Raw genomic sequence first — 22,477 nt, forward strand, 5'->3', positions numbered from 1 at the left:
TATTTTCCTGAACTTCCAAGTTTTCCAGCCATTCTTTCAGATTCCATAGACTGAAGTTTTTCAAAAGAAATTTCTTCACTTTCTAATTGAGGCATACGCAATAATACACCTTGACAAATTGCTTTTTCATAAGGATAAATAATCGCATCTTCCTTATACTCTACATCTTGCTTTTTAATAACTACACGCTTTGTATTCAAATTTGTAACTGGAGCCATATATTCTCCACGATAACCCGAATCAATCACGCCACTTCTTTGTGCAATCCCCTTTGTTCCTGTTGAACCACGCTCTTTTAGAATCATCACAAACTCTGGATCAAATGCACTCGCTACACCTAATGGAACTAACTTTGTTTCATGAGGCTCAATTACCATGTAATCCTCTTCAAAACATGGGTATAAATCATACCCTGCATCTTCATAACGTTTTTGCGGAACCTTCGCATCCGGCTTAACCTTTGCCCAATATAATTTATTCATAAATCTCCTTCTTATATATTTCAATCAATTGTTCTAATGAAAACTGTGCATTGGCACTTGAAGTCGAAGGACAATACACCGTTTCAATATTCGGAAAATATTTCTGCATCGTATTCTGACTTGTCCTTCCATTACAAATGACCTTTTCAATATTCTTATATCTATTCAACAATTCCTGTATATCATTTGGCTCAATATCTTTGATTTCACTATCCGCACTCGTCTTTCTTATACACGAATGACAAATATCCCAAAGTGCAATATGCGATATTTTTAATAACTTTATCTTATCGTTCTCTTGATAAATTGCTTCTAAGACTTTCCAAAATCGGTTTGTCTTATTCGCATAATACATCTGTTCTTTTAAACTAATGACACTTGGCATAGAACCCAAAATCAACACTCTAGAATCTTTAAATACAATGGGATCCAATCCAACTATTCGCTTACACATGTTCCATAAACATCATAAGACTTGGCATCTGTGATCTTTACCTTCACAAAAGTACCCAACTCTAAAGGTTCTTCACTTGTAAAGATGACTTGACCATCCACTTCATCCGGTGCATCCGCAGCACTTCTTCCACGATAACGATCCACCAAACCTTCTTTTTCCTCAACTAGAACTTCTATGACCTTACCAATCTTTTCTTGATTCTTTTCTTTTGAAATTTCTTCCTGCACAGCCATCAATCTAGCCAAACGATCATTTTGAACTTCTTCATCAATCTGACCATCCATATCATAAGCAGGTGTATCTTCTTCCTTCGAATATGTGAAAGCACCCATACGATCCCATTTTATTTCCTTGATGAAATCTACAAGTTCCTCAAATTCTTCTTCCGTTTCTGTAGGGAAACCAACAATCATAGTTGTACGCAAAGTCGCATTTGGAAACATCGTATGAATCTTATCCACAACCTTTAATACATCCTCTTTTGGACCTCTACGATTCATTAATTTCAATAAACGATTATTCGCATGTTGCATTGGAATATCGAAATAAGGAACGATTTTTTCACTTTCGCTCATAGCCTGCAATACATCATCCACAATTTCATCGGGATACATATATAGAACACGAATCCAATGAAGTTCTTCTACTTTAGATACTTGACGCAACAATTCAGGAAGCATCAATTCACCATAATTATCCAAGCCATATTTTGTCGTATCCTGCGCAATCAATGTTAATTCCTTAACACCAATACTTGACAAATGATTGACTTCTTCCATAATATCCTCAATTGTACGTGACTTTTGATCTCCACGAATCAAAGGAATCGCACAATAGGCACAACGATTGGAACAACCATCACTAATCTTCACATACGCCTGCCAAGGATTCCCCGAAATCACTCGTTCAGCCTTATCCAATAATGTATCTGAACCCAAAATTTTTTGTAGTTGACTTGCCAAAGTATCATATTCACGAATCGGGATAACCGCATCAATTTCAGGAATTTCTTCCCTTAATGTATCTGTATATCTTTGTGCTAAACAACCACACACAATCAACTTCTCTAAGTTACGCTCTTTATATTGCGCCATCTTAAAAATTGTATTAATACTTTCTTCTTTGGCACTTTCAATAAAACCACAAGTATTCACAATAATAGCCTGTGCATCTTTTGGATTAGCCACAATCTCATGGCCACCCCTTTTGATCATACCCATGATTTGTTCTGAATCCACCAAGTTTTTACAACATCCCAATGATACAAAACCTATTTTCATTCTTCAGCTTCTCCTTTTCGATGATAAATCATACGACCTTCTAACGCAAAAACACGAGGCCCAAAATGACCTGGCTGCGTTGTATCTAAACTTTGCTTCATCATATACATACGAGCATCTAGATTATCTAACAAAGTCAATACTTCTGCTTCTGGAATCATAGGAAGAACAGGAGATCCAAACTCCATCTTTCCATGATGTGCCAAAACCATATGCTTCAACAATAAAACACACTCTTTATCGTTTACACCCAGCTTTTCAGCCACACGATCCAAACGATTATTCATAATACTAATGTGCCCCAACAAATTCCCCTCATTTGTATATTCAGGAAGAACCGGGCCACTCAACTCATCAATCTTTCCAACATCATGCATCAAGATACCCGCAATCAATAATCCCTTATCCAAGAATGTATATTGTCTACAAATGTCTAAAGCAACACGCGCCATACTAATAGAATGATAGGCAAGTCCTCCCACAAAATTATGGTGGTTTCTTGTAGCTGCTGGATATGTATAAAATAAATCTTTCGTTTCTTCTAACACTTCTTCAACCACACAATACAAATTTGTATTTGTGATTTCATTCATTAAAATCTTTACTTCCTCTTCCATTTCCGTACGAGTCATAGGAGCAAGGCGTACATAATTAGAAATATCCTCATCTTCTAAGACTGTCATCTTTCTTACGCGCAACTGAACTGCATTTCTATGAATGATAGAATCTCCAATCACTTCTACAACTTGTCCAGCTTTATATTGTTCAATCTGCTCATTCGTTAAATTCCAAAATTTTGCATCCAATACACCCGTTGCATCCTCTAAAATCAAAGACAAATAAGGCGTATCCTTCACGGTTTTTCCCTTGTCACATTTTGAAATCAAACACTTAACATTTACTTTTTGTTCCTGTGTAATCTCATTAATTCTCATTCATTTTCCCCTTCCAAAACTTCTTTTATAGCCGATATATTAAACCCTTTGCGAACGCAATACGTTTGAATTTTTTGATTTCTCTTTGGCTGATCAAACGTTGCATATAAACGCTTCGCTTTCGCAATCGTTCTTTGTAGTGCCTCATCATCATTTTCATCCAATTCAATCGACTCTGAGACTTGTTTGGCAATCTCAAACGAATATCCCTTCGTAACCAATTTATTGACTAAAGTCTGTCTTTGCATACGACTCGACTGTTCCTTGATAGAATGCGTTAAACGACGAGCTAACTTAGTTGCATTGCTACGCTCTGTTTCTTCATCAAGACAAGCTAGTGCTGCATCAATCATATCATCTTGAACCCCTGCTTTTTTTAATTTTGAATAAATCTGCATTTTGGGCTGTCCATACGAATGCCAGGCTTGTGCCTTATCAAACGCATAGTCTTTATCATCAATCCAATGCCGTTCAATAAATTCATTCACAATCTCTTTAGCTTGATCTTCATCCAAACTTAAATATTGCTTACCATACTGTATCATCTGATACGATGTATAATCATTTGAAAGCACACGCTTCTTCATCAGTTCAAACGCTTTATAGAATAACTGCATATCCAAATAATTGTCAACCAAATAGGCATCTAACATTGTATCCTTAGTGATTTTTAAATCAAAGAAATCCTCTGTAGGAATCATTACTTTGACTGGTTCATTATCGCAATCTCGAATCACAGTTAAACGCACAAAATCATCCACCATACGTATGCGTTCCACATGATATGCACGCTTATAATCATCAATTGCCTGATTATAAACACTCAAAGCCTTATGTGCAAACATACTCTCTGTATAAGGAGCTGTTTTTGATACACAGTATTCTCTTAATGCATCTCTTTCTGCTTTGGATTTACTAAAGAAAACATCCCACTTTTGACTTAGTTCATTGGCATCATCAAAATAATATCCAGATTTGCCTTCATCCACCAAATCTTTCAACACTTCATCACGACGGCCAAAAACTAAAAGGCCACTAGCCAAAGCCTCAATATATGTCATCCCCTGTGTTTCTGATAAACTAGCTGACACAAAACAATCAAAAGCTGCATAATAATATGCAATATCTTCCTTAGGTATTTTGCCAGTAAAATGCACACGATTCTCTACATTATATTTCTTAGCGAGATCCTGATAATACTCCATATCCGTACCTCCACCTACAATAACCAAATGTAAGTGCGGATCCTTATTTTTACAAATCGCTTCGATGGGAATTTCAATCGCCTTTTCCTTAGCAATACGTCCTACAAAGACAACAATATGATCTTCTTGACTAAAACCTAACTCCTCACGAATCCTTTTAACTCTTGTTTCATCCAAATTTTTACGATCATATTCCGATAAATCTAAACCCGTTGGAACAATATAGATAGGTGCCATCACACCATATTGAATCAATGCTTGTTTCGTTTTTTCACTAGGTGCAATAACAGCTTGAGAGCCATTGGCCATGACACGTGAAAATGCACGAATAAAACTTTTGCCTAATTTTTCTACAGAATCAAATTCAAGCGGATTAAAATAATGCGTATAATCCTCATACATTGTATGATACGTATATACAATTGGAATATGTAATACCTTAGCCATTTGACGACCAAACATACCCACACCCGCCTCAGTTTGAATATGAATCACATCTAGATCCATCTTTTCTATATAGGCATCTGCCGTAAATTGTACTGGGCTTGACATTTTATATCCATAAAATTTTTTTATTTCAAGACCCGGCAAACGAAGAATATGTCCATCTTCATCTTCTGCAATTTTTACTCCCTTATGATTTGTGATAATAAACACAGTGTGTCCTAACTCTTCTAAAGCGTGTTTAAGGGTTGCCACACTCGAAACAACCCCATTAATATCTGGTAAATATGCATCTGTAAACAATCCAATTCGCATACCCTACATCCCTTCTAAATTGATTTTACTTTCTTTTCTTTCATAATAATTCTTAACAAATACAAATAATATTCCACCAATAATCAGCACTATGTGATACGTAGAAAAACGCCATAATACAAGTACAGCACCCGTTAGATCTTTCATTAAGCTATTAAATAATAATGAAAAGACAACTTCCGTACCACCACTTGCTCCAGGAATTGGAATAAAGCTATTGGCCATTGTCACAAAACTTGATAAGGCCATAACATCAATAAATTCATTCATTTTAAGTGGAATATGCAAGGCTAGTGCAATCACAAAAGGTAAAGAATAATAGAGTGATAAACGTACAACATTTATACATACACAAAGAAAAATACTTTTTTTATCTTTTGCGAGCACCTTAATTTCACGAGTAAAACTAGTCACTTGTAAAGTCCAAGAATCCAACGTTTTTTCTGGATTCTTTAATATATGTAGCTTTGTTAATAGCTGAACTAAAATACGCGAAAGCTTGATATATAAGTTTGGAAATAACGCAATCGTATATAATGCTACAACAACCACCGCATTTATAACATATCCCAACAAGATAATATTGAACCACGCAGATTGAGCACTATAATATGCAAAACGCAAAAGAAACAGAATCGATACATAAACCATCATTGTGGTCTGATAAATAATAAAATCAGCCCACAACAAGCTTGCCCCATCACTCACTTTAATTCCCTGCTTTTTCATAATATAGGCTTGAACAAACTGTCCACCCGTACTACTTGGTGTAATACCTGAAAAGAAAGAACCAATAAAAGCTACAAGCATTCCTTTACCAGGTGTATAATTCTCTGTATATTTTCTTCCTAATACATAATATACAAATCCCCATACCGCAGTAAAAAGAACTCCCCATAATAATACAATGACAAGGCTTAACAGATTCATTTGTGAAATGCACTTTACAACTTGTTGATAATTATCCTTTAGAGCAAACCATAGGGCAAATCCCGTTAAAGCAAGAATAAGCAACAGATTTAGTGCGTACTTCTGTTTTTTCATAAAAACCCCTATTTTTTCTTATTTAATAATTCCTCTTGTTTATCCTTATATGCACTCAAATAAAATTCTCTCCACATATTCAATACGTGTTCTTTCGAATAGAATTCACTCAATAAACGACTTTCATTTTGATACTTCGCGTATACATCTGAATCATTTTTCAACTTTAACAGACAATTTTTAAAACCATCATTATCATTCGCATGCATATAACGATCAAATAAAATATCTTTATATAAATCCAAATCACGAAGCACCAATGGAACATGTAAATTCACCGCTTCTAAAATAGTCATTGGGAACAATTCATTATAGCTTGGCACAAAAAGCACATCCGCCATATTATATAGATCCACCATTTCTTCTCTAGGAACAATGCCTAAGAATTTACAATTTTCCGGTGGATTTTCCTGTAACTTCTTTAATTCTTCATACCCATCTGTAATGCGACCAAACGAAAAGCCTCCAGCCCATACAAATTGTACGTCTGGCATTTCTTTGGCAACATTCACAAAATCAAGCACACCCTTACGCGTTTGTACCTGTCCTGCACCCAATACTACAAAAGCATCTTTAGCTACACCATACTTTTTTCGAATGGTAGCACACTCATCATCGGATTTGCGATAGAATTTTTCCTTAGATACATAGTTAGGAATATAATAAATTTTTTCTCGATCAATACCATATTCTACTAATGCATCAATAAAGCTTGGATTTACAACAACCAAGCGATCTGCACTCTTATAAAATTGAATCAAATAAGAACGGAATACATTCAATAATGGTGCTGGAATCTTTAAGCTACCTTCTAAAGTATCTGGCAAAAAATGACAATAAGCTATGTTAGCGGCCTTATGATTTTGCATCTTTACATAGAAAGTAGGATCCACTGTATGGAAATGCTGAATATCCGGTGTTTTTATCCAATTGTTGATACCCACTTCAAAAATATCACTAGCCCCTTCTTTAATGAGATTGACCTGTTCTTCATAGGCACTGCCTACACCTTGACCATCCACTTTATCTGCACTTGAATACATTATAATTCGTATTTTATCTTCCATAAAAATTACACTTCTTTCATCCTTATTATTATATCTCATCTACTATTTGTATGTCCAACTTTCAAAAAAGCAAATGAAAAGCCCCTTTAGCGGGGCTTCTCAAGAAAGTTTTAAGAAAGGGAATTTGATTATGAAGTGAGCCACTATCTTTGGCTCAACAGTATATTACTAAACAATAAAGTGATAGATGTAGTTATATTATGTGAAATTATGTTAACATATGACACAATTATTGTTATTTTTAGTTAATACCACAATAAATTTAATCAAAATATACAAATTTATTTTTCTTCGTATAAATCAATCTTCTTTAATACACTTTTCTTCCCATTTCTATGAGAAATGAATCCTAAAACAGTAAATAAACCCGATAAAATCAAACCAATCAAAGCAATCCATTTAGCTACATTACGTACGCTCATAGGAATATTTCGAAACATTGGATCTGTCATTCCAGACCATCCCCAATATGTAACGGCACCAAATATCAAAGTAAGAATAAAGGCATTTCTGACCATTCTTCCCACTTTTAATACCATTTCATTTTCTCTTTGGATGACTTCTGCAAGCTGATCTCTTTCTTTGCGGCTCAAACTCATAATTAACGCTCCTTTTTAAAATTGTAAATATATTATAAGAAAAAAAGACAGGCTCTACAAGTTAAGCCCGCCTTTAATTGTCTTAAGTGATTATCCTAAGAATCCTACAACAGATCCTACGAATCCGATAACTACGAACAATAACAATACTTTAATTGGAGTAATGTTTTTCTTAGCCATTAACCACCAAGCAAATAACACGAATAACATCGTTAAGATCTTAGGGAATGCTCCATCTAATTTAGATCCTAATGTTACGTCTGATAATTTACCAGTTTCTGCATCATAAGATTGTGCAATTACATAATTAGTTGAAATTGATACCCAAGAAGCAGCCATCGCACCAACGATAACTTGTCCCATAACTAGTACAGATTCACGGAACGCAGTCGCTTTTTGTCCTACTAACAATTCAACAGCACTACCACCTAATTCATAACCTTTGAAGTATACGAATTTCTGGAACCAAATTGAAGTTAAATTCCATACAATGATATAGAATAAAGGTCCTAAAACAGATCCACCTTCTGCAAAACCTAATGCGATACCTAATAAGATAGGAATATATGTACCAACGATCAATGAGTCACCAATACCTGCCAAAGGTCCCATTAGACCTGCACGGATACCGTTGATCATTTCATCATCAATTCCTTCAGCTCCGTTTGCACGAGCTTCTTCCAAACCAGCTGTGATACCAACTACGATAGATCCAATCTGAGGTTCAGTATTGAAGAATGGATAGTAAGTCGTCATTTTTTCACATTGTTCTTCGTGAGAAGGATATAATTCCTTAATGATTGGAAGCATTGACCACATGTAACCAAATGTCTGCATGTGTTCATGTGAGAAACATGTTAAGTTTCCATACCACCAACGCCAGAAAGAACTATTTAATGTTTTCTTAGAAATCTTTTTCATAATTAAATGTCCTCCTCGTCATCATAATCCACAGAAGCACCACCAACAGCACCTGTAGCTTTCATCATTGTCATTTGGTAGTTAATCAATGCGAATACACCACCAACAACTGTAGCAGCAATTAATGTTAATCCCATAGAAGCAGCTAAAGCGAAACCAAACATGAAGTAAATCAAGTCAGAAGTCTTAGATACTACTGATTTTAACAAGATACCAATACCTACTGCAGGAAGTACTGATCCTACGGATAAGATAGCTTTTACATACCATACATTAACATTTAAGCTCTGGAACAATTCAGCTACGGCTCCAGATCCATAGTAGCAAAGTAAAGTAACTGGCAAGAATGATAATACAAAGTGTGAAATTAGTGGGAGAACAACATCAACTTTTCCTAAACAATCTAAGTTTCCTTTATCCAATTGAGCCCAGCCCCAGTGTTGCCAAATAAGGTTCATCATAGCTGTTCCGTAGAATAAAGTAATACCGATTACACCAGTCATGGCTGAGATACTAGATGCTAAACCTTGAGCATCACTTCCTCCAAAATCCATACCAGCGGCTTTTGCTCCAACATAAGCCAATGGAATACCAATGTAACTTACGGCACGTAAGTCAGATGCGACTGTTCCACCAGGTGTAACCAATGCGATCCACATTACCTGCATTGGAATACCAATTTGAATACATCCAGATACATCACCTAGGATCAAACCTACGAATAATGATGCAACTAAAGGACGGTTCAAAGTGTAGTTACCTACTGTTGTACCTAAGCAAGCGATAGTACTAGCTGCTGTACAACTCATAAGTCCGATTAAAATTGCTTGTAACCAACTCATTATAAATCTCTCCTTTTTCTTTTATTTATCTCAATCTGTTTACTATTCCCACTATTAGTAACCAAATTTAGATCTAAATTTGTCCCAAGTACCGATTGCAGTTTCTTTTAATAACGCAAACAATACTGTGTAACCAGCGTTTGTCAAAGCTTCACATGCTTCAGCTTCTTCTTGAGTAATTGACTGGTTTTGACCTAATTTTGTAGCTCCTGGACGATCATTACATGGTCCGATAACTACTGTTTTAACATCGTTAGGTACGAATCCATCGTCTACTAACAATTCTTTCATATCCACTGGGTTTTTAGTAATTAAGAAATATTTTTTATTAGAATTCTTAACTGTTTCTGCTTTTTCTCTCCAGTGTTCCTTTGTCCAAACAAATACTTTCTTGTCTGTACTAGCCTTGAATGACTGTGTCAATACAGGTGTAGTTGCAGCTTTGTCGTTAACTGCGATAATTCCATCACAAGGGTATTCTTTAGACCATCTTGTAACAATCTGACCGTGGATAATACGATCATCAACACGAATAAAACTAATCATTATATGTCCTCCTTTATTCTGTTTATGCCTTCGCTATATGCGTTATAGCCAAATCCTATAGATCTTCGTCGTCATCATCAGAAGCAACTGTAAAATCAGTTAATCCTGTACGACCTTCGCTTAACAATGTATCTTTTAAATCTTGTACATTATCAAAGTTATCTTTCATTAATACAGCAGTGATTGCAAGAGGCATATTCATACCAGCAATTACTAAAGTATTTTGAAGCAATCCTTTTTGATCCAATACATTCAATGCATTTGTGAATGGAGATCCACTCAAAATATCAGCTAATAAAATGACTTGGTCATCTGCTTTGAAATCTTTAACCAATTCAGCAAAGTTAGATGCAAATTCGTCTGCGCTCATTCCGTCCTTTAAGCTTGTAGACAATACATCTTCACGATCTCCCGTCATCATTTTAACGGCACTGTGTAATCCTGGTGCAAATTCGCCATGGCTTACCATAACTACATATTTCATTATTTTTACCTCCGCGTTTCTTATTTACTCATATTTTATAATAAATATGTCAGCGTTTTCAAGTGTTATTACACATAATTTCACACATTTATGCGACTTTTGAACATGAGCATCACATAGAATACACATTCATTATAACCCGTATGAAAACCTTTTCAATTTCCATATGTCACTACTTTTAGATGACAAATGTCATTTTTTAGAAGTAAACAAAAAACAGCAGAAATTTAACTTTCTACTGTTTCTCCAATAATATATTTAATTCATCATTCAAATTTTGCATTGCCAACTCAATATCCTCATTTGTACCAATAACTCTTCGAATTTCACTATCTGCCATCGAATACAATTGATCATAGCCATCCAGCTTTTTTATCGTGATTGCTTGTTCCATCATATCATCAAAAAAATCTAAGTTATAATTTGAATCCAATGGCGCATCCTCTTGAATATACTTAGTCACATTTTTGGATGTCGACACATTCTTTAACACAGAAACACCCTGCGAATATTTAAACAAACTCTCTTGCGTTGTCTCATCATAACAAAGTAACTTCAAAAATTCCCAAGCCATTTTTTTCTTAGAGGACATTTTACTGATTCCACAAAGTAAACTATCCATTTGCGACACATTATTGCCACTAGGCCCTGCAGGCATTGGAAGACAATCCCATTCAAAACTTGAATATTTTTTAACGCTCCAAGGATACGGTTTATATGTTCTATATTCACTAAACATCATTGGACAAAAGGCAACCTTCCCTTTATCAAATAATCCACTTTTCACATTCTGATTTCGATTTAAACGATTTAATTGACGCACAAATTCAATAGCTGAATACACATCTTGTTTCTGTAAAGTACACTTCATACTTTCTTCATCATACAACGCCTGTCCATTCGAACTTAGGGCATTTTGCCAAGTATAGCCATACTCTCCAAATTGATCGATTTCTCCATCACCATCCGTATCCACAGTCAACTTTTCGCAAATTGAATAAAAATCATCCCAAGTCCAATTCACATTTGGAATCGCAACCCCATTTTCTTCTAATAACGTTTTATTCACAAACATCAAAGTTGGTGAACTTTCATATGGAAGTGCATATTGATGATCATATATATTTCCTGCATTTAATGTTGTTGAAAAATAGCGATTTTTATTAAAGTCTGCATCCGTCTGCATATATGTATCTAGTGGTTCTAACATTCCCACCTTAGCATATGTAGAAAGATCATCACTCAACACCATAAACACATCGGGAAGTTTTCCATCTAAAGCTTCCTTTGAAACCCAATCTGAATAATCCTCTTTTAAGATTCCACTCACATATTCCACTTGCACATTGGGATGTGCTTTCTCAAATCGTTCAATCACATCATCAATAATTTTGCCACCGTATGGACTTGGCACATTCCAGTTACTACCCGCAAATACACCTATCGTTAAAACAATGGGTTTTTGTGTATAATAAAATGTAGCTGCCAAACAGCACACCAATATGGCTATCAAAAAAGTTCTTAATCTTTTTCTCACCATTATTTATTTCCCCTAGACAAATACCAAATAGCCAATTGTGTGCGATCTCTTAAATCCAATTTGTCCAAAATCACACTTAAATAGTTGCGAATCGTACCCTCACTAAATCCAAGCTTTTGAGCAATTTCTTTATTCGAATAGCCATGCCCAATTTGTGCAATGATTTTACATTCTGTATCACTCAAGTCAAAATCTTCCTCATGCTCAAAACTAAATTCCGAATTCGAGTTTGCCATTTGCGAAAAGAACTGTGCAACTTTTCCTGCCACATTCGGATTAAAACAAGCTCCCCCAGATAATACACTATGAATAGCTGAACTCAATTCTTCTAAGGAACAACCCTTTAAAAGATAACCGCTTGCGCCATATTTTAAAGCATCATAAATATATTCGTCATCATCAAATGTTGTTAATATTATAACTTTTATATTTGGATATTCTTTCTTCACAATTCGCGTACAATCCACGCCACTCATATTTGGCATACGCACATCCATCAAGATAATATCTACACTTTCTGTTTTTAATGAATCTAATACTTCTTGCCCACTACCAACCACTTTTACAACTTCAAAACTTGGATCCGAATCTAAAATAATCTTTAAGCTTTCTCGAATGAGCTGCTGATCATCCGCAATCATAATTTTAACCATTATTCTCTCCTCTTCTCATTGGTATTTCTACAATTAACTCAAATCCATTATCGCCATAATAACGAATTCGTCCCTGTAATAAATTAATACGTTCCGTCAAATGATGAATACCAAAGCCTGGATTTACATCCTTACATCCTTGACCATTATCTTCAATAATTATAATCAAATTATTATCGGCTTGCGCAATCGAAACATAAATTTTTGTGGCATGACCATGCCTTACAGAATTGGTCATTCCTTCTTGAACTACACGATACACGATTTCTTCTTCATCTGCATTTAAATTCACCAAAGGCAAATGACACAAATAAAGAATCGTTACATCCGTCAATTTTTGAAAATCCATGATCATCATATCTAAAGCTTCTTTTAATGAATAGCGTTCTAACGCATCTGGCTTCAATTTATCCACTGAACGCCTGACATCTGTTAAGCCTCGTTTTGCGCTCTCTTGCAAAATACCCAATTGTGCTTTTGTGACATTGACATCCCTATCAATCATCACCTGACAAGCCTCAAGACCAACACTTAATCCCGTTAAAGTATGCCCTAATGTATCATGAATTTCACGGGCAAGACGGTTTCTTTCTTTGGTTTCACCCATTTTTTCACGCAAATTCGCATAACCCTTTAGTTGAATATTCAAGCGTTTCAATTCAGCATTTAATGAAGCGAACTTTTGTGTTTCATTCATCTGCTTTTGTAAATACAAGAATATATAGGCAATAAATAATACAATATTTAAATTGGTTAAAGTAACCTCAATACCCATCAATAAGCCTTGTGTTCTTGAATTATATACAGACAAATATTCCTGGAATGAAATCATAGGAATATAATTGGATAAATATCCATAATTTGAAAACATATATGCCAAAAAGACAAGTATGATGCAAATTGAACGATCAAAAGGTTTATCTACATACATCAAACAATCGGCAATGACGATAAATAAGATACATGTTGCACTAAAGGAGATATTCTTCATCAAAATCAAACTGAATCCTAACTCAATAAAGATAGGAATCATTTGGTGATGATAAAAAAATTTGAGTTTTGGACGAATGGACACAAAACAAAATAACGCAATAAACATAAATATAGAGATATAAAAAGAACGCATTGGAACATTGGAAAGTGTAGATATATTTTTTATAAAATCGGATGCATAGCCACTTTTTGTCACATGTACCAACGTATAATACATCACAATTGCGGTGTACCACACAGTAAAAAAACTAAAAACCCACATACAGACATAGACAAGCCATACATTATATTTTTTAATATCTTGTATCATTGCCAGCCCTCCGTAGAATAATCTTGAACATTCTCTTTTGTGATGATTTGCACAGGACTCATTTCATTTTTATTCTTAATTGTTTCTTGCGAAAACAACTTATAAATTACCTCCCCAGCCTTTTTTCCAAACGTCTTTGGCGATTGTGCCACAGTTGCAGCCATTTTACCTTCTACAACCATTTCTTTTGCTTCCGGCGTTCCATCAATGCCATAAACATATTTATCTTTCAATATATTATTTGATGAAAGTGCAGCCATTGCCCCCATTGCGCTTGGATCATTCAAACACATTACAACATCAAATTCGATTCCTTCCTCAATAAAAGATTCCATTTTGGGCATGGCCACCTCTAATTGTCCATCACACTCCATACGCTTGACCACTTTATAGTTCTCATTGGATTGAATGGTATCCTCAAATCCTTTAATACGTAAGTAGCCTGAGCGAGTCGTGGAATGTTGTAAAAGAACAATATTAGCATGATCAAGCTTGCGCATCATATCCTTTGCACATTGAACACCCGCATCATAGTTATCACTGACAATACTATAAGTAATGTTCTTATTATGTTTTACTTCCGTATCCACTACAATCACAGGAATACGATTTCTGTATGCTTCTTTTAATGAATCTTCTAACCCCTCATAATCAACAGGCGCGATTACTATGGCATCGACTTGTTGTTCAATCAAATAGTGAATTTGTTCCTTTTGTTTCTTTAAACTCATAGCTGAATCCAAAGCGATGAGCTGATCCCCATGTTCCTTTAAGATTCTAGAAATTTCCTCATTGATTACGGAATAAAACGTATTGTTGTAGGTCATATAAGTAGCTCCTATCTTACGTGGCTCCGTCGAATTATATATCATATTCGATTGCGTAGTCGTATTAATCAAGTAATTACTGCCAATCGCAAAGGCTAGACAAATCGTTAAACAGAAGATAATATACGCAAATGATTTTGGCTTCTCCATTCAAATCTCCCTTCCTTACAGAAAATGTCGCATTACTGCGACACTTTTTTATAACACTTTTTGTAGAACATATACAAGGATTGCGATAACAATAGGTACAATAAAAATCATTGAATATCCACGTACAAATTTTGTTTCTAAAGCTTTAAATCCTAAATCATCATAATAGAATCTTTCATCATTTGTTTTACCAACAACACCTTCTTCTATTAGATTCGAAATTGTATAACTAATTGTTGAAGTAGCATAAGGCAAATTTTTAAACGCACTTACATCTACCGCACTTTTTTCATCTACTGCCCCTCTTTTTTTCAAAGTATCCATTACCATTGAAGCAGCTGTTGCCTTTGCTCCTTTTTTTCTTTTTCTAGACATTTTCTTTCCTACTTTCTATATCTATAGCTTGAGCTACACTCTTTACACACACGCCATATACCTTCAAACTCTCAGGTGCATGATCCATGACATATGTATTCTTTAAGTTTTTTAATATGCATAAGTCATTTTCTCCGTCTCCAATAAAAATCGCATCTTCGACAGGTAAATGACAAAAGGCTTCCCATTTGTTTGTACCTTTTTTTGTGATCTCAATATAATCTTTTGAAGTAGCCATTACTTCATAGTTTTTAAACAAGTCTCTAAATTGATTCAATAACAAATCTAAGTCATTTTCAACATACATACTTAACTTAGCTAACCCTAAATCTCGTGAATTTAAATATTCCAATATATCTATATTTGAAAATCGTCCTAAGCTCGGTTGTTTCTTTTCAAAACTATGAAGTCTTTCTTTTCCATAAGATGAAACAGGATAATAGCGATTCCCTACTTCGTCTGTATAAAATAAATCCAAATTATATTTTAGGATCTCTTTACACATTTGTATTCCATCATCTAAATCAATTAAAGAAGAATACACATTCTGATCTTTATAATAGGCGTTTGCCCCATTATCTGTAATCATATATTCACATGACAATTGATATTTAGAAGCAAGTTCCATACAAAAAGCATGATCTCTTCCTGTCACAAATCCAAATGAATGTTTTTGTGTCCATTGATATATTGAATTCACGTCTTCTTCTGTAATAGTTCCATTTGAATCCATTAAAGTTCCATCTAAATCGGATAAAAACAACATTATTTATGACGCTCTTTCTTTGCTTTTTTAAATGCTTTTTGTTTTTCCTGTAGCTTTTCACCAATTTTCTTAGTAACAACAATTTTATCACGATTGCTCATTAACACTGTGCAATTATGTGTAATGACACCATTTTTAAATTCAAAATTTGCAAGCATGCGATAACGATAATATGTATCTTCAAAAAAGAAGCCATCTTCTGTAAAATAAACACGACGATGTGTATATGAATCAATAGACAATCCTAAGAATACCAATCCAATACATCCATACGCTAAATAGTAATAATAGGTTTGTCCATTGGAAGCTAATTTTGGTGCCATAAACATTAAAACAAATGCCACAACAGCCATCGCAACCATGACCCATACCCAATATCCACCATCTACCATTGTTTCGTAATGTTTATGTGAATTTTTAAAGTTTTCAAATTCTTTTTTGTAGGCAATTCCACCTTTTAAGCTTTGATAAAAAATGAATGCCATATATCCAACTAATACTACACCCACAATAACTTTAAAAAATATATTATTTGAATCCATAAATCATTCTCCTTCTTAACCACAATAAGCATTATATCATCATTTCATGCTATAATAAAAGCATTGTTGGAGGTAGTTTATGGAAGAAAATATGCACGCGTTAATGGATCGTTTAAATAGTTCGAGTCAATTTCTTCAAAGCAATGACATGCGTGTTACAGAAGTACGACATGGTTTTGCGAAAGTAGAAATGATTATTGATGAACAAATTCTAAATATACATGGCTTTGTCCATGGTGGAGCCCTATTCTCTTTGGCAGATACAGTCGCTGGAGCAGCAAGCTTTGCGACAGGAAGAGATAGCGTTACACTTACAGGTACAATCAATTATATTAAGCCTGGTCGTGGTGGCAAATTGATTGGGATTGCACAAGAAATTTCAAGTGGAAGAACAACCGGAGTTTATGAAGTATTTATCTTTAATGATGAAAATGTACTTCTTTCAAGAGCTACATTCACAATGTTTTTCTTAGATTCAGACAAGATGAAAAAAAAGAAAGAGCTCTTTTCATTTACTTAAACGCTCTTTTGAATCTTTCAAAAGGAGATTCAGCTTGCCCAGATTTTAATTCTTCGTATAACTCTCTTTCTCTTCGAGATACTTTACGTGGAATTTCAACCTGAACTTCTACAAATTCATCCCCTTCTCCTGAACGCGATTTTACACCTTTTCCTTTTAGACGGAATTTAGTGTTTGGTTGTGTTCCTTCAGGGATCTTTAATTCTACATCTCCATATACAGTTGGCACTTGAATTGTACAACCAATCGTTGCATCAATTGAACTGATTGGAACTTTGATGAAGATATTATTGTCTTCGCGTTTGAAAGTTGGATGTGGTGTAACCATAATTTCGATATATAAATCTCCATTAGGTCCTCCGTTTGATCCTCTTTCGCCTTTTTGTGGAATACGAATCTGTTGACCAGATTGAATTCCTGCTGGAATTTTAATATCCAATTTTACACGACGATGCTCATATCCTTTGCCATGACAATGTGAGCATGCACGTGTAACTTTTTTACCTGTACCATGACAATCCGGACATACACTTTGTTGCTGAATCACACCAAAAGGTGTTCTTTGTTGAGACATAACATATCCAGAACCATGGCATGTAGGACATGTCTGCACATCTCTTGGGCTTTCAGCTCCAGATCCATTACAGTGTTTACATGTTTCATCGACATCCAATGAAATTGTTTCTGTTTTGCCAAAAATTGAATCCATGAAATCAATACGCATCTGCATGTAACGGTCTTGTCCTTGTCGAGGTTGATTGCTTGAACGGCGAGATCCTCCACCGCCAAATCCTCCACCAAAGAACGAACCGAAGATGTCTCCTAAATCTGAAAAGTCTGTGAATCCACCAGAGAATCCACCACCTTGTCCAAAGGCTCCATCCATGCCCGCATGACCAAATTGATCATAGGTAGCACGCTTTTTCTCATCACTTAATACTTCATAAGCTTCATTGATTTCCTTGAACTTATCTTCAGCTCCAGGTTCATGATTTCGATCGGGGTGATATTTCATGGCCAATTTTCGATAGGCCTTTTTAATTTCATCTGGTGTCGCACTTTTACTGACACCAAGCACTTCATAATAGTCACGTTTTTCTGCCATGTGAATCCCTCCATACGATACGAAGAAGTTCTAGCGTGGCTAGAACTTCAAATGTTGCTTATTTATTTTACTTCTCAGTGAATTCACCGTCAACTACATCATCACCTGAATGAGTTTGTGTTGATTGTGAAGCTGCATCACCATTTGGTTGGTTGTACATTGCTTGTCCTGCTTGCATTGCAGCTTTTTCAAGCATGTCTAATTTTGTTTTAACTTCTTCCATGTTATTTTCATCTAAAGATTTTTGTAGATCATCACGCAATTTCTTAGTTTCTTCAGCTTGTTTTGGATCAATCTTATCTTTATTGTCTTCTAACATTCCGTCGATTTGTGCAATGAAACCTTCAGCTTTGTTACGTAAATCAATTTCCTCTTTACGTTTTTCATCTTCAGCCTTGTTATCTTCAGCTTCACGAACCATACGATCGATTTCTTCATCACTCAATCCACTAGAGTTTTGAATTGTGATGTGTTGTTCTTTACCAGTACCCTTATCTGTAGCACTTACGTGTACGATACCGTTGGCATCAATATCAAACTTAACTTCGATTTGAGGAACTCCACGACGAGCTGGTGCGATTCCATTTAATTGGAAGTTTCCTAATTCTTTGTTGTCGTTAGCCATTGGACGTTCACCTTGTAATACACGGATATCTACAGCAGGTTGGTTATCAGCAGCTGTTGAGAAAATCTGTGATTTGCTTGTTGGAATTGTAGTGTTACGAGGAATTAATACGGTCATAACTCCACCCATAGTTTCAATACCTAATGATAATGGTGTAACATCTAGTAATAATACGTCATTTACATCACCAGAGATAACTCCACCTTGGATTGCAGCACCCATAGCTACAGCTTCATCTGGGTTTACTGAGTGGTTAGGATCTTTTCCTAATGCTTTACGTACTGCTTCTTGAACAGCTGGAATACGAGTAGATCCACCAACTAATAATACTTCGTCAATATCAGATTTAGACAATTTAGCATCTCTTAATGCGTTTTCAATTGGAATCAATGTACGTTCTACTAAATGTTTAGTCATATCATCAAATTTTGCACGTGTTAATGTTGCATCAAAGTGCAATGGACCAGCAGGACCGGCTGAGATAAATGGTAAGCTAATTTGTGTCTGCATTACACCACTTAAATCTTTTTTCGCTTTTTCAGCAGCTTCTTTTAGACGTTGCATTGCCATTGGGTCTTGTGACAAGTCAATTGCGTTATCTTTCTTGAATGTATCAACCATCCAGTTTACTAATACGTTATCAAAGTCATCTCCACCTAAGTGAGTGTCTCCATTTGTTGACAATACTTCGAATGTTCCATCTGCTAAATCAAGGATACTAACATCAAAAGTACCTCCACCTAAGTCATAGATCAATACTTTTTCTTCTTTATCTGTTTTATCAATACCATAAGCCAATGCTGCAGCTGTTGGTTCGTTGATAATACGTTCTACTTCTAATCCAGCAATTTTACCAGCATCTTTAGTTGCTTGACGTTGTGCATCATTGAAGTATGCAGGAACTGTGATAACAGCCTTTGTTACTTTTTCTCCTAAGTAATCTTCTGCATATGATTTCAAGTATTGAAGGATCATTGCACTAATTTCTTGTGGTGTATATGATTTTCCTTCTGCTTCTACTTTTTCATTTGTTCCCATCAAACGCTTAATTGAACTAATTGTGTTTTTATTTGTGACTGCCTGACGTTTTGCAGCATCACCAATAATACGTTCTCCATCTTTGAACGCAACAACACTTGGTGTTGTACGATTTCCTTCTGGGTTAGGAATTACTTTACAATCTTTACCTTCCATAACCGCAACACAGCTATTTGTTGTACCTAAGTCAATACCAATAATTTTACTCATGATAATTACCTCCCTATTCGCTTACTTTTACTAATGCAGGTCGTAAAATACGATCCTTCAACATATATCCTTTTTGTAATACTTCAATAACCATTCCACTTTCAACGCCTTCTTTTTTCTCTTGCATTAAAGCCTGCATTGTATTGTGGTCAAATGGTTTATCGGCTACATCTATTTCCTGTACGCCTTCTTTTTCCAGCACACCTTTCAATTGTTTATGAATCATCTCAAAGCCTTTGACATAATTCTTAATCACTTCATCCTCGGTTTGTACTTTCAAAGCCATTTCCATTGAATCAAGAATTGGCAAGATTTCCGTTGCTGGCTGTTGGAAGCGATATTTTCGAGCTGTATCTGCATCTTTCTGTAGACGTTTCTTCATGTTTTCTGTATCTGCATAAGCACGTGCTACATCATTTTTTGCCTTGTCAAGTTCTGCCTTCAAACCTTCAATGATTTCGTCTGAATCAGGTTCTTTCTTTTCTTCAACTACATCTTCAGCTGTTTCTTCAGCTACTTCTTCAACAACTTCTTCTTTTACTTCTTTATTTTCTTCTTTGCTCATCGTTGGCACCTCCTTTATTTTTGTCTGTCCCAAAGACGTCTTCGATGACATTTGACATATAATCCATCAAGGCTACGACCTTGGAATACTGCATTCGATTTGGACCAACAACCATTAATTGTCCTTCCTCATCGCTGTTATAATGGAATTTTGTTGTTAATACCGAACAATCTCCAATTTGTAACAACTCGTTTCTTTCACCAATCTGGATTGCTACATTTCCCTCTTGATCCGTCCATTGGTGGAATAAATTTCCATTTTCCAATATACGCATCATTTGTTTCAACTTGTTAATGTCACTAAATTCTGGCTGATACAACATATTGCTTCGTCCAGAAACCGCAACTTTTTCAGTCGCAAATCGCATAAAGGCTGAAACGAACGCTTCAAACAAAACTTCATGTCGAACAAGTTTTGCCGCCATCATCGGTTCAATTTCTTTCATTTTATCAACAACATTTTCAATTGGCGTTCCCACTAATTGATCATTTAATAAATCTGTACAATTTTGAATATCCTGCATAGATACATCTGTACCAAATTGGAACACTTTATTTTCTGTATGTCCTTGATCTGTGACAATGATCGCAACAGCACTTTGATTGTTGATTGGAATCAACTGTACATGTTGTAAAGTCTGATGCCTGCTATCAGGTCCTAGAACAACACTCGTTAAATTTGTCATATGTGACAAAATGTCACAGCTTTTTTGAACAACTTCTTCTAACGAATAATGTCTTTCACTAAAGACTTGCTGTAAAGCATTCTTTGTAGAAACATCCAAATCCGCTTCCATAAGATGTTCAACATAGTACCTGTAGCCTTTTTGACTCGGAATTCGGCCGCTCGAAGTATGTGTCTTCTCTAACAACCCTAACTTCTCAAGTGTCGCCATCTCATTACGGATGGTTGCAGATGAAACCGGGAAATCTAAAAGTTCCATCAATGTCTTCGAACCAACTGGTTCTGCACAACGAGTGAACTCTTCAACTATTGTTTTAAAGATTATCTTTTGACGTTGTGTGATTTCCATTGTGAAGGCCTCCTTCTAGCACTCATTTTCCTTGTCTGCTATTAGTATATCACAATTTTTAGCACCGTCAACATTTGAGTGCTAAATTTCAATCAAAAATTAAGGATACGAATATTCGTACCCCTATCACTAAACATGAATCAAAATCTTTTTAATCAATTCTTCACTCACTGAGAAGATGGATGCGATAACTTTAACGCTGAAACCTTTGTCTAGTATAACTTAATATACTTCAAATCGATTTAGTGCAATGCCTTTGTCACTTTTCTTGTAAAGAATGGATGTGATTGCACATCCATTCAATCAAATATTTTTTTTTAGTTCTCTTAATGCATCTAAATCTAATCCAACAATCTCAGATATTTCTTCAAGCGTTTGATTATTTCTTACAAGCATTTTAATCGCTATTTTGATTTGTGTGTTTTTTACACCACGTTCAATACCTTGTTCAATACCTTGCTCAATTCCTTGTTCAATTCCTTGTTCAATGCCTTGTTTAATACCTTGCTTGATACCCATCTGGATTCCTTTGTTTGTCGATTCTTCAAACATTTCATCTAATGCTCTACACACTTTTACATCACCCTTTTCATTTTTCTGGTAA

General features: G+C 35.2%; 24 protein-coding genes and 1 pseudogene. 1 reads left to right on the forward strand and 24 read right to left on the reverse strand.

What is annotated here, in order from left to right:
• The 19 genes from EUBIFOR_RS12835 to EUBIFOR_RS11000 all read right to left on the reverse strand — a co-directional run.
• Nucleotides 1–482: dUTP diphosphatase (locus EUBIFOR_RS12835; RefSeq protein WP_003866126.1), on the reverse strand; the 482-nt coding region annotated here is incomplete at its 3' end.
• The gene (locus EUBIFOR_RS10915) at nucleotides 475–936 is read right to left on the reverse strand and encodes a DNA-deoxyinosine glycosylase (RefSeq protein ID WP_003866127.1); all 462 of its coding nucleotides are present in this window, start codon (nucleotides 934–936) and stop codon (nucleotides 475–477) included. The genes EUBIFOR_RS12835 and EUBIFOR_RS10915, both read right to left, overlap by 8 nt.
• Nucleotides 921–2,219 (reverse strand): 30S ribosomal protein S12 methylthiotransferase RimO, encoded by a 1,299-nt coding sequence (gene rimO, locus EUBIFOR_RS10920; RefSeq protein WP_003866128.1) that lies wholly within the window; start codon nucleotides 2,217–2,219, stop codon nucleotides 921–923. The genes EUBIFOR_RS10915 and rimO overlap by 16 nt, the downstream gene beginning before the upstream one ends.
• On the reverse strand, nucleotides 2,216–3,154 hold the full coding sequence (locus EUBIFOR_RS10925; RefSeq protein WP_003866129.1) for a 3'-5' exoribonuclease YhaM family protein: 939 nt from the start codon (nucleotides 3,152–3,154) through the stop codon (nucleotides 2,216–2,218). The genes rimO and EUBIFOR_RS10925 overlap by 4 nt, the downstream gene beginning before the upstream one ends.
• Entirely contained in the window at nucleotides 3,151–5,118 is a 1,968-nt protein-coding gene (locus tag EUBIFOR_RS10930; RefSeq protein WP_003866130.1) for a glycosyltransferase, read from the reverse strand. Before EUBIFOR_RS10930 ends, EUBIFOR_RS10925 begins: the two co-directional genes overlap by 4 nt.
• Before the next feature lie 3 nt (nucleotides 5,119–5,121).
• Nucleotides 5,122–6,162 (reverse strand): lysylphosphatidylglycerol synthase transmembrane domain-containing protein, encoded by a 1,041-nt coding sequence (locus EUBIFOR_RS10935; protein ID WP_003866131.1) that lies wholly within the window; start codon nucleotides 6,160–6,162, stop codon nucleotides 5,122–5,124.
• 8 nt (nucleotides 6,163–6,170) lie between these two features.
• The gene (locus EUBIFOR_RS10940) at nucleotides 6,171–7,229 is read right to left on the reverse strand and encodes a glycosyltransferase family 4 protein (RefSeq protein WP_040466529.1); all 1,059 of its coding nucleotides are present in this window, start codon (nucleotides 7,227–7,229) and stop codon (nucleotides 6,171–6,173) included.
• A gap of 281 nt (nucleotides 7,230–7,510) precedes the next feature.
• Nucleotides 7,511–7,828: a hypothetical protein gene (locus EUBIFOR_RS10945; protein WP_003866133.1), complete on the reverse strand. Its 318-nt coding sequence runs from the start codon at nucleotides 7,826–7,828 to the stop codon at nucleotides 7,511–7,513.
• 90 nt (nucleotides 7,829–7,918) lie between these two features.
• Nucleotides 7,919–8,749 (reverse strand): PTS system mannose/fructose/sorbose family transporter subunit IID, encoded by an 831-nt coding sequence (locus EUBIFOR_RS10950; protein ID WP_003866134.1) that lies wholly within the window; start codon nucleotides 8,747–8,749, stop codon nucleotides 7,919–7,921.
• A gap of 2 nt (nucleotides 8,750–8,751) precedes the next feature.
• Complete coding sequence (locus EUBIFOR_RS10955; RefSeq protein ID WP_003866135.1) at nucleotides 8,752–9,591, reverse strand: PTS sugar transporter subunit IIC; 840 nt, start codon at nucleotides 9,589–9,591, stop codon at nucleotides 8,752–8,754.
• A 54-nt stretch (nucleotides 9,592–9,645) separates the two neighbouring features.
• Entirely contained in the window at nucleotides 9,646–10,137 is a 492-nt protein-coding gene (locus tag EUBIFOR_RS10960) for a PTS sugar transporter subunit IIB (RefSeq protein WP_003866136.1), read from the reverse strand.
• Between the two features lie 55 nt (nucleotides 10,138–10,192).
• Complete coding sequence (locus EUBIFOR_RS10965) at nucleotides 10,193–10,621, reverse strand: PTS sugar transporter subunit IIA (RefSeq protein WP_003866137.1); 429 nt, start codon at nucleotides 10,619–10,621, stop codon at nucleotides 10,193–10,195.
• 235 nt (nucleotides 10,622–10,856) lie between these two features.
• Nucleotides 10,857–12,161 (reverse strand): ABC transporter substrate-binding protein, encoded by a 1,305-nt coding sequence (locus EUBIFOR_RS10970; RefSeq protein WP_003866138.1) that lies wholly within the window; start codon nucleotides 12,159–12,161, stop codon nucleotides 10,857–10,859.
• The gene (locus EUBIFOR_RS10975; protein ID WP_003866139.1) at nucleotides 12,161–12,814 is read right to left on the reverse strand and encodes a response regulator transcription factor; all 654 of its coding nucleotides are present in this window, start codon (nucleotides 12,812–12,814) and stop codon (nucleotides 12,161–12,163) included. The genes EUBIFOR_RS10970 and EUBIFOR_RS10975 overlap by 1 nt, the downstream gene beginning before the upstream one ends.
• Nucleotides 12,807–14,117 carry a sensor histidine kinase gene (locus EUBIFOR_RS10980; protein WP_003866140.1) on the reverse strand — a complete coding sequence of 437 codons (1,311 nt, stop codon included), beginning with the start codon at nucleotides 14,115–14,117 and terminating at the stop codon, nucleotides 12,807–12,809. The genes EUBIFOR_RS10975 and EUBIFOR_RS10980 overlap by 8 nt, the downstream gene beginning before the upstream one ends.
• On the reverse strand, nucleotides 14,114–15,094 hold the full coding sequence (locus EUBIFOR_RS10985) for a sugar ABC transporter substrate-binding protein (RefSeq protein ID WP_003866141.1): 981 nt from the start codon (nucleotides 15,092–15,094) through the stop codon (nucleotides 14,114–14,116). The genes EUBIFOR_RS10980 and EUBIFOR_RS10985 overlap by 4 nt, the downstream gene beginning before the upstream one ends.
• 48 nt (nucleotides 15,095–15,142) lie before the next feature.
• Nucleotides 15,143–15,469: a hypothetical protein gene (locus tag EUBIFOR_RS10990; protein ID WP_003866142.1), complete on the reverse strand. Its 327-nt coding sequence runs from the start codon at nucleotides 15,467–15,469 to the stop codon at nucleotides 15,143–15,145.
• A complete protein-coding gene (locus EUBIFOR_RS10995) occupies nucleotides 15,462–16,235 on the reverse strand; it encodes an HAD-IIB family hydrolase (RefSeq protein ID WP_003866143.1) in 774 nt (257 codons plus the stop codon). The genes EUBIFOR_RS10990 and EUBIFOR_RS10995 overlap by 8 nt, the downstream gene beginning before the upstream one ends.
• Nucleotides 16,235–16,777, reverse strand: a complete 543-nt coding sequence (locus EUBIFOR_RS11000; RefSeq protein ID WP_003866144.1) for a hypothetical protein — start codon at nucleotides 16,775–16,777, stop codon at nucleotides 16,235–16,237. The genes EUBIFOR_RS10995 and EUBIFOR_RS11000 overlap by 1 nt, the downstream gene beginning before the upstream one ends.
• Nucleotides 16,778–16,856: 79 nt before the next feature.
• On the opposite strand from EUBIFOR_RS11000, the gene EUBIFOR_RS11005 reads away from it, so the two are divergent.
• Nucleotides 16,857–17,297 (forward strand): PaaI family thioesterase, encoded by a 441-nt coding sequence (locus EUBIFOR_RS11005; protein ID WP_003866145.1) that lies wholly within the window; start codon nucleotides 16,857–16,859, stop codon nucleotides 17,295–17,297.
• Here the strand turns inward: EUBIFOR_RS11005 and dnaJ are convergent.
• The 5 genes and pseudogenes from dnaJ to EUBIFOR_RS11030 all read right to left on the reverse strand — a co-directional run.
• A complete protein-coding gene (gene dnaJ, locus EUBIFOR_RS11010) occupies nucleotides 17,290–18,402 on the reverse strand; it encodes a molecular chaperone DnaJ (protein ID WP_003866146.1) in 1,113 nt (370 codons plus the stop codon). The genes EUBIFOR_RS11005 and dnaJ overlap by 8 nt on opposite strands.
• 67 nt (nucleotides 18,403–18,469) lie before the next feature.
• Nucleotides 18,470–20,275 carry a molecular chaperone DnaK gene (gene dnaK, locus EUBIFOR_RS11015; RefSeq protein WP_003866147.1) on the reverse strand — a complete coding sequence of 602 codons (1,806 nt, stop codon included), beginning with the start codon at nucleotides 20,273–20,275 and terminating at the stop codon, nucleotides 18,470–18,472.
• Nucleotides 20,276–20,288: 13 nt separating this feature from the next.
• Nucleotides 20,289–20,840 carry a nucleotide exchange factor GrpE gene (gene grpE / locus EUBIFOR_RS11020; protein ID WP_003866148.1) on the reverse strand — a complete coding sequence of 184 codons (552 nt, stop codon included), beginning with the start codon at nucleotides 20,838–20,840 and terminating at the stop codon, nucleotides 20,289–20,291.
• Nucleotides 20,821–21,873, reverse strand: coding sequence for a heat-inducible transcriptional repressor HrcA (gene hrcA / locus EUBIFOR_RS11025; RefSeq protein WP_003866149.1), 1,053 nt, complete (start codon nucleotides 21,871–21,873; stop codon nucleotides 20,821–20,823). The genes grpE and hrcA overlap by 20 nt, the downstream gene beginning before the upstream one ends.
• Before the next feature lie 303 nt (nucleotides 21,874–22,176).
• Nucleotides 22,177–22,477, reverse strand: a pseudogene (locus tag EUBIFOR_RS11030) (hypothetical protein); the annotation flags it as partial.

It is taken from the genome of Holdemanella biformis DSM 3989 (assembly GCF_000156655.1).
Classification (GTDB): domain Bacteria; phylum Bacillota_I; class Bacilli_A; order Erysipelotrichales; family Erysipelotrichaceae; genus Holdemanella; species Holdemanella biformis.

Excerpts from the sequence above, each read along its gene's own strand:
- EUBIFOR_RS10995 (WP_003866143.1), bottom strand. The coding sequence starts at position 16,235 with ATGTTGTTTTTATCCGATTTAGATGGAACTTTAATGGATTCAAATGGA.
- EUBIFOR_RS10945 (WP_003866133.1), bottom strand. The coding sequence starts at position 7,828 with ATGAGTTTGAGCCGCAAAGAAAGAGATCAGCTTGCAGAAGTCATCCAA.
- hrcA (WP_003866149.1), bottom strand. The coding sequence starts at position 21,873 with ATGGAAATCACACAACGTCAAAAGATAATCTTTAAAACAATAGTTGAA.
- grpE (WP_003866148.1), bottom strand. The coding sequence starts at position 20,840 with ATGAGCAAAGAAGAAAATAAAGAAGTAAAAGAAGAAGTTGTTGAAGAA.
- EUBIFOR_RS10915 (WP_003866127.1), bottom strand. The coding sequence starts at position 936 with ATGTGTAAGCGAATAGTTGGATTGGATCCCATTGTATTTAAAGATTCT.
- EUBIFOR_RS10960 (WP_003866136.1), bottom strand. The coding sequence starts at position 10,137 with ATGATTAGTTTTATTCGTGTTGATGATCGTATTATCCACGGTCAGATT.
- EUBIFOR_RS10990 (WP_003866142.1), bottom strand. The coding sequence starts at position 15,469 with ATGTCTAGAAAAAGAAAAAAAGGAGCAAAGGCAACAGCTGCTTCAATG.
- EUBIFOR_RS10940 (WP_040466529.1), bottom strand. The coding sequence starts at position 7,229 with ATGGAAGATAAAATACGAATTATAATGTATTCAAGTGCAGATAAAGTG.
- dnaK (WP_003866147.1), bottom strand. The coding sequence starts at position 20,275 with ATGAGTAAAATTATTGGTATTGACTTAGGTACAACAAATAGCTGTGTT.
- EUBIFOR_RS10935 (WP_003866131.1), bottom strand. The coding sequence starts at position 6,162 with ATGAAAAAACAGAAGTACGCACTAAATCTGTTGCTTATTCTTGCTTTA.
- EUBIFOR_RS10975 (WP_003866139.1), bottom strand. The coding sequence starts at position 12,814 with ATGGTTAAAATTATGATTGCGGATGATCAGCAGCTCATTCGAGAAAGC.
- EUBIFOR_RS10985 (WP_003866141.1), bottom strand. The coding sequence starts at position 15,094 with ATGGAGAAGCCAAAATCATTTGCGTATATTATCTTCTGTTTAACGATT.
- EUBIFOR_RS10955 (WP_003866135.1), bottom strand. The coding sequence starts at position 9,591 with ATGAGTTGGTTACAAGCAATTTTAATCGGACTTATGAGTTGTACAGCA.
- EUBIFOR_RS10930 (WP_003866130.1), bottom strand. The coding sequence starts at position 5,118 with ATGCGAATTGGATTGTTTACAGATGCATATTTACCAGATATTAATGGG.
- EUBIFOR_RS10980 (WP_003866140.1), bottom strand. The coding sequence starts at position 14,117 with ATGATACAAGATATTAAAAAATATAATGTATGGCTTGTCTATGTCTGT.
- EUBIFOR_RS10950 (WP_003866134.1), bottom strand. The coding sequence starts at position 8,749 with ATGAAAAAGATTTCTAAGAAAACATTAAATAGTTCTTTCTGGCGTTGG.
- EUBIFOR_RS10965 (WP_003866137.1), bottom strand. The coding sequence starts at position 10,621 with ATGAAATATGTAGTTATGGTAAGCCATGGCGAATTTGCACCAGGATTA.
- EUBIFOR_RS10925 (WP_003866129.1), bottom strand. The coding sequence starts at position 3,154 with ATGAGAATTAATGAGATTACACAGGAACAAAAAGTAAATGTTAAGTGT.
- rimO (WP_003866128.1), bottom strand. The coding sequence starts at position 2,219 with ATGAAAATAGGTTTTGTATCATTGGGATGTTGTAAAAACTTGGTGGAT.
- EUBIFOR_RS11005 (WP_003866145.1), top strand. The coding sequence starts at position 16,857 with ATGGAAGAAAATATGCACGCGTTAATGGATCGTTTAAATAGTTCGAGT.
- EUBIFOR_RS10970 (WP_003866138.1), bottom strand. The coding sequence starts at position 12,161 with ATGGTGAGAAAAAGATTAAGAACTTTTTTGATAGCCATATTGGTGTGC.
- dnaJ (WP_003866146.1), bottom strand. The coding sequence starts at position 18,402 with ATGGCAGAAAAACGTGACTATTATGAAGTGCTTGGTGTCAGTAAAAGT.
- EUBIFOR_RS11000 (WP_003866144.1), bottom strand. The coding sequence starts at position 16,777 with ATGGATTCAAATAATATATTTTTTAAAGTTATTGTGGGTGTAGTATTA.